At 67.0% G+C, this 5,607-nt stretch carries 6 protein-coding genes; 4 read left to right on the top strand and 2 right to left on the bottom strand.

All coding sequences use genetic code 11. The features are described from left to right. Nucleotides 1-41 precede the first annotated feature (41 nt). Entirely contained in the window at nucleotides 42-950 is a 909-nt protein-coding gene (locus tag G3O06_RS46185; RefSeq protein ID WP_241020587.1) for a TolC family protein, read from the bottom strand. Between the two features lie 154 nt (nucleotides 951-1,104). Between G3O06_RS46185 and G3O06_RS46180 the strand changes: the two genes are divergently transcribed. Both G3O06_RS46180 and G3O06_RS46175 read left to right on the top strand, forming a co-directional pair. Then, nucleotides 1,105-1,941, top strand: a complete 837-nt coding sequence (locus G3O06_RS46180) for a helix-turn-helix transcriptional regulator (RefSeq protein ID WP_174918959.1) — start codon at nucleotides 1,105-1,107, stop codon at nucleotides 1,939-1,941. A gap of 119 nt (nucleotides 1,942-2,060) precedes the next feature. Continuing rightward, the gene (locus G3O06_RS46175; protein ID WP_205820073.1) at nucleotides 2,061-3,428 is read left to right on the top strand and encodes a glutamate--cysteine ligase; all 1,368 of its coding nucleotides are present in this window, start codon (nucleotides 2,061-2,063) and stop codon (nucleotides 3,426-3,428) included. A gap of 19 nt (nucleotides 3,429-3,447) precedes the next feature. Here the strand turns inward: G3O06_RS46175 and G3O06_RS46170 are convergent, their stop codons facing one another. Next, the gene (locus G3O06_RS46170; RefSeq protein WP_205820072.1) at nucleotides 3,448-4,560 is read right to left on the bottom strand and encodes a 3-deoxy-7-phosphoheptulonate synthase; all 1,113 of its coding nucleotides are present in this window, start codon (nucleotides 4,558-4,560) and stop codon (nucleotides 3,448-3,450) included. Nucleotides 4,561-4,945: 385 nt separating this feature from the next. On the opposite strand from G3O06_RS46170, the gene G3O06_RS46165 reads away from it, so the two are divergent. Together G3O06_RS46165 and G3O06_RS46160 are read left to right on the top strand one after the other, a co-directional pair. Continuing rightward, nucleotides 4,946-5,356: an acyl-CoA thioesterase gene (locus G3O06_RS46165; protein WP_174918956.1), complete on the top strand. Its 411-nt coding sequence runs from the start codon at nucleotides 4,946-4,948 to the stop codon at nucleotides 5,354-5,356. 28 nt (nucleotides 5,357-5,384) lie between these two features. Then, nucleotides 5,385-5,607, top strand: a 223-nt coding sequence (locus tag G3O06_RS46160) for a hypothetical protein (protein ID WP_205820071.1), incomplete at its 3' end; no start/stop codon positions are given.

Raw genomic sequence — 5,607 nt, 5'->3', positions numbered from 1 at the left:
TTGAGCTGAGAACACATCGTTGATACGATGCCGGTGAGACACTAGTCACTACTCACAAGTCGTATAGTTTTATACTTTTTTTTTTTTTCATACTCCACCAACCACCAAGATAAAAACGAAAAACCACACTCTTCCCCACCCCGACCCTCTTCCGACCTCCGCCCCAGCGCGAGACCGCGATCGGGGCCCGCGCCGAGCAGGATCGCGAGCGCGATGCGCGCACTGTCGATCGCCTGCGCGGCGCGGGCCTGCTCGCGCGTCGCGGCCGCGACTTCGCTTTCCGCCTGGCGCTGCTGCGCGACGTTGTCGATGCCTTTCGTGACGCGCTGGCGCGTGAGCGTGAGCGCTTCGTCCGCGCGCTCGTACTCGGCCCGCGCGACGTCCTGCTGATCGAATGCGTACGTGAGATTCACATAGGCGCGCGCAACGTTGACCGACAGCAGCACGCGTGCGGCCTGCGCATCGATTAGCGCGGCGCGCGCTTCGCCGAGCGCGGCTTCCCACGCCGCACGGCGGCCGCCCCACAGATCGAGATCCCAGCTCAGGCCGAGATTGATCTCGCGCGTGTGGCTGAAGAAGCCACCGCCCTCGCCCGACGAAAACTGGGTGCCGGACAGCCGCTCGGCCTTCGCGCTCCCGCGGCCGACGAGATGCGGCAGCCGCGCAGCCTGCGCTTCGATCACCAACGCCTGCGCTTCGCGTGCGCGTGCATCGGCGGTCGCGAGATCGGGGTTGCCGGCGAGCGCCTCGTCGATCAGCGCGCTCAGTTGCGCATCATTCAGCGCGCGCCACCAGTCGGCAGCCGGCCAGTCGGTAGCCGGCACCTGAGCGAGGCTGCGCGTGGCTGCGAGCGTATCGGCGCTGCGCAGCGTGCCGGCCGGCGCGAGCCCGTCGCGGCTCGCGCACGCGCCGAGCACGACGAGCGCCGCGGCGACGGCGATTCGCGACATGACGCGCAGTGCGCCGGCATCGCGTGTCCGTGGAGCAAGTGCTGCATGCATCGCATTCCTCTGCTTCGTATCGGTTTGAACACGACATGCATTGTTGGACGCTCCCGGACAAAGCTGATAATGTTGTTTAGACAAAAAATAATGAATTCCGGCCATGCCCATCCGAGACGTTTCTCCACCGCGCACCGTGCAGCGCGCCGACTCCGATCCGAGCGAGCGTGAGGACGGCCCGTCGCTGATCGCCGTCTGGGGCGAGGACGACGGCCGCAACACGTACCGGCTCGGCACCCGCGAGGTCGACTGGCACAGCCATCTGCGCGGCCAGGTGTTCTGCGTGGAAAGCGGTTTCGCGCACGTGCGCACGCCGCACGGTTCGTGGCTGCTGCCGCCGCATCGCGCGGGCTGGATTCCGCCGGGCGAGCAGCACAAGGTCAGCATCAGCGGTGCGTTGAGCGGCTGGAGCGTCGTGATCACACCGGCCGCGAGCCGGCGGATGCCGGGCCAGCCGTGCGTGATCGCAATCACCGAGCTGATGCGCGCGCTCGTGCGGCGCGCGGTGTCGTGGGCCGACCAGGATCGGCTCGACATCGAGCAGGCGCGCATCAGTGTCGTGTTGCTCGACGAGATGCGCCGTGCGCCGCACGAGCCGCTGCACCTGCCGATGCCACGCGACCGGCGGCTGCTGCGCATCGCCAACGCGATCCTCGGGCAGCCGCACGACAGCCGCACGCTCGAAGCGTGGGCCGAATGGGCCGGGCTGTCCGCCCGCACGCTGAGCCGGCTGTTCGTCGCGGAAACCGGCACGAGCTTCGCGCAATGGCGTCAGCAGGCGCGCCTGACGCACGCGCTAGAACGTCTCGCGAGCGGCGACAGCGTCGCCAACATCGCGGACGCGCTGGGCTATGCGACGCCGAGCAACTTCATCGCGATGTTCCGCCGCGCGTTCGGCGATTCTCCCGCGCACTACTTCGCGAAGCGCAGGCAGCCGTAGCGCAGTACGGCGCTACCCCGCCCCTATCACCCCTGCCAGTACAGCATCGGCATCGACGTCGCTATAGTCGCTGCGTGACCGACCGGTCGGTCGCCCAATGTGACTTGTGGAGGGTGTCGATGTCGAATGCCGTTGGATCGGACCACACGCCGATCGTCTCCGAGCAGCAGCTCGCCGATCATCTGGCCGCCGGCTGCAAGCCGGCCGCGCAGTTCCGGATCGGTACCGAGCACGAGAAGTTCGTCGTCGCGCGTGCGACGCACGCAGCCGCGCCTTATGACGGGCCGTCGGGGATCGCCGCAGTGCTCGCGCGGCTGCAAGGCGACGGCACGCCGATCGTCGATGCCGGGCGGATCGTCGGCGTGATCCAGCGCGACGGCGCGGCGATCTCGCTCGAGCCCGCCGGCCAGCTCGAATTGTCGGGCGCGCCGCTCGATACGCTGCACGGCACGCATGCCGAACTGCATGCGCATTTCGCCGCGGCCCGCGACGCGTGCGAGCCGCTCGGCCTGCGCTGCGCGCCGCTGGGTTTTCACCCTCACCTTGCGCGCGCAGCGCTGCCGTGGATGCCGAAGCAGCGTTACGGGATCATGCAGCGCTATATGCCGCGCGTCGGGACGCGCGGGCTCGACATGATGCAGCGCACCTGCACCGTGCAGGTCAACCTCGATTTCGCGTCGGAAAGCGACATGGCGCGCAAGATGCGCGTGTCGCTCGCGCTGCAGCCCGTTGCGACCGCGCTGTTCGCGAATTCGCCGTTCTCCGAAGGCCGGCCGACCGGCCTGCTGTCGACCCGCGCACACACGTGGCTCGATACCGACGAGGATCGCTGCGGGGCGCCTGCACTGTTCCTGTCGCGCAGCTTCGGTTTCGAGCGCTACGTGAGCTGGCTGCTCGACAACGTGCCGATGTATTTCGTGCGGCGCGGTGATCGCTACACGGATGCGACCGGCTGGACGTTTCGCGATTTCATGCGGCGGCGCATCCCGCATCTCGAGGGCGACACGCCGACGCTCGGCGATTTCGCAGACCATCTGACGACGGTGTTCACCGAAGTCCGGCTGAAGCGCTATCTCGAGATGCGCGGTGCCGATGCGGGCTCGCCGGCCATGATGGTCGCGCTGTCCGCGTTCTGGACCGGCCTGCTGTACGATCCGGCCGCGCTGTCGGACGCGGAGACGCTGGCCGCCGCGATCGACCGTGGCGCGCTGCTGACCTTGCGGCGCGACGTGCCCCGTTTCGGGCTCGGCGCGTCGGTCGACGGCCGCCCGTTGCGCGCGTTCGCGGCCGATGCGCTGGCGATCGCGCATCGCGGCCTGCGCGCGCGGGCACGCAGGGATGCGGCCGGCCGCGACGAATCCGTGTATCTCGCGCCGCTCGACGAGATCGTCGCCGGTGCGCCGACCCAGGCCGAGCACTGGCTCGCCCGCTATCGCGACGCGTGGGCCGGCGACGCGACACGGATCTACGACGAAGCCGAAATCTGATCGTCCCGCGCCGGGCCGCTCACGCGCAGCACGCGAGCAGCGGCTCTTGCGCGAACTCGAGATCCGGTGCCGGCGCATGGCCGCGCCGTCGCGCACGCACCGCGTGCGCGAGCGTCTCGAGGAGCTGAGTGGTATCGGCGAACGACACGCACGCGTCGGTGATGCTCTGCCCGTAGCGCAGCGGCATGCCGGGCACGAGATCCTGGCGCCCTTCGATCAGGTTCGACTCGATCAGCACACCGACGATGCGCGTGTCGCCGGCCGCGACCTGCGCGGCCACGGCCGTGCCGACACCCAGTTGATTGCGGAACTGGCGGCGGCTGTTGCCGTGGCTGACGTCGATCATCACGCGCGGTGCGCATTGCGCGGCCGCCATGCGCTCGCATGCGGCATTCACGGCGGCCGCGTCGAAATTCGGCTCGCGTCCGCCGCGCAGCACGACGTGCGTATGCGGATTGCCGGGCGATGCCGTCGCGCACAACCGGCCGCCTGCATCGACCGACAGGAAGCGATGCGCTCGCGAGGCCGCGCACATCGCATCGACGGCCACCTGGACATTGCCGTCGGTGCCGTTCTTGAAGCCGATCGGGATCGGCAGCGACGACGCCAGCTCGCGATGCACCTGCGATTCCACGGTGCGTGCGCCGATTGCGCCCCATGCGACCAGGTCGGCCAGATAGCGCGGCGACAGCGGATCGAGAAACTCGGTCGCCGCCGGCATTTCCGCCCCGTTGATGTCGCACAGCAGCGCGCGTGCCGTATGCAGCCCCGCGTCGATCCGTTCGGTGCCGTCCAGCCGCGGGTCGTTGATGAGCCCTTTCCAGCCGACCGTCGTGCGCGGCTTCTCGAAATACACGCGCATCACGATTTCCAGCTCGTCCGCGAAGCGCGCGCGTTGCAGCGCGAGCCGCGCCGCATAGTCGCGTGCCGCGGCGGGATCGTGCACCGAGCACGGGCCGGCGATGACCACGAGACGGTCGTCCGTGCCGTTCAGCACGTCGACGATCGCGTGGCGAGCCGCATGAACCGTGCGTGACGCGCGCAGCGCAGGCTGCAGCGCGCCGGCCAGATCCGCGGGGGACGGCAAATGCAGCACGGTGTCACGGTTCGTCGTCCAGGTATTCGCATGCATGGGGACTGCCCTCCTGTCGATAATTCGGTGGATTTTTTACTACAGCGAGACTGTATTGAATGGCTCTTTCCGTGCGCAACTAACATATTTACCAGTTTCTAATTCATAACCTTATGAATGACAGAAATAAGGGCGGCGTCCGGAAGTCGAGGCATTGGTTTCGCTTGTTTTCGAGATGCTCGGCAGGCTGGGAATTCGATTTTTAATGGGGAACGCTGGAGCACTTCGTCAGGTTGGGGCCACGGAGTGCACGCCTTCAGCAGCGAATCGCTATTCGTTCTGATAGTGGCGCCCCGATAGGCGTTCGATTAATTTTCAAATTCCTGACAGTCCAATCAGGATCAAATAAATAAATCAATCAACCCAGTCATTGCGGAGAACCACCATGTCGAAACGTCATTACGAAACGCCCATTCACGTCAAGTATCGCGATACGGATTCGATGGGGCATGTGAGCAGTCCCGTCTATTACGACTATCTGCAGCATTCGTACCTCTGCTACATGTTCGATCTCCTCGGCCTGCCGCGGAGCGAGAAGCTGCCGCACATCATGGTGAAGACGCAGTGCGAGTACCTCGCACCGGCGCAATTCGGCGACAACCTGACGATCCGGTCGAGCATCGTGCGCTTCGGCAGCAAGAGCTTCGATCTCGAACACCTGATGGAGCGCGACGACCAGACCATCGTCGCGCGCGGGATGTCGACGCACGTGATGTTCGATTACGCGAACAACACGACGCAGGCCGTGCCCGACGAGTTCAAGGCACGCGTGCTCGAATACCAGGGTTCGCTGTGATGCGGGCGCGCCATTTCGGGGGCGACACGTGAGCGCCACGGTGGCGCGCGCCCGGCGCCGGATCGGTGCGATCGTCGAGCGCCGCGACGATCGCGCGATCGTCATCGTCCGGCATGCCGCGCAGGCGTTGCTCGAGCCGGCCGCGCTCGAGCGGCACCGCGCGCTCGTCAGCCGCCACGAGGATGAGCTCGAGGTGCTGCTGCAGCCGTGCGGGGGCGCGCACGACGGCGTGCGGCCGCTGCTCGGACGGA

Origin of the sequence: Burkholderia sp. Ac-20345, from assembly GCF_017104825.1 — a bacterium.
Classification (GTDB): domain Bacteria; phylum Pseudomonadota; class Gammaproteobacteria; order Burkholderiales; family Burkholderiaceae; genus Burkholderia; species Burkholderia lata_B.
The sequence above is the reverse complement of the archived record's forward strand: the minus strand, read 5'-3'. Positions and strand labels throughout refer to the sequence as shown.

Bases quoted from the DNA above. Each gene is read 5' to 3' on its own strand.
- G3O06_RS46185 (WP_241020587.1), bottom strand. From the start codon at position 950: ATGTCGCGAATCGCCGTCGCCGCGGCGCTCGTCGTGCTCGGCGCGTGC.
- G3O06_RS46165 (WP_174918956.1), top strand. From the start codon at position 4,946: ATGTCGAAACGTCATTACGAAACGCCCATTCACGTCAAGTATCGCGAT.
- G3O06_RS46170 (WP_205820072.1), bottom strand. From the start codon at position 4,560: ATGCATGCGAATACCTGGACGACGAACCGTGACACCGTGCTGCATTTG.
- G3O06_RS46175 (WP_205820073.1), top strand. From the start codon at position 2,061: ATGTCGAATGCCGTTGGATCGGACCACACGCCGATCGTCTCCGAGCAG.
- G3O06_RS46180 (WP_174918959.1), top strand. From the start codon at position 1,105: ATGCCCATCCGAGACGTTTCTCCACCGCGCACCGTGCAGCGCGCCGAC.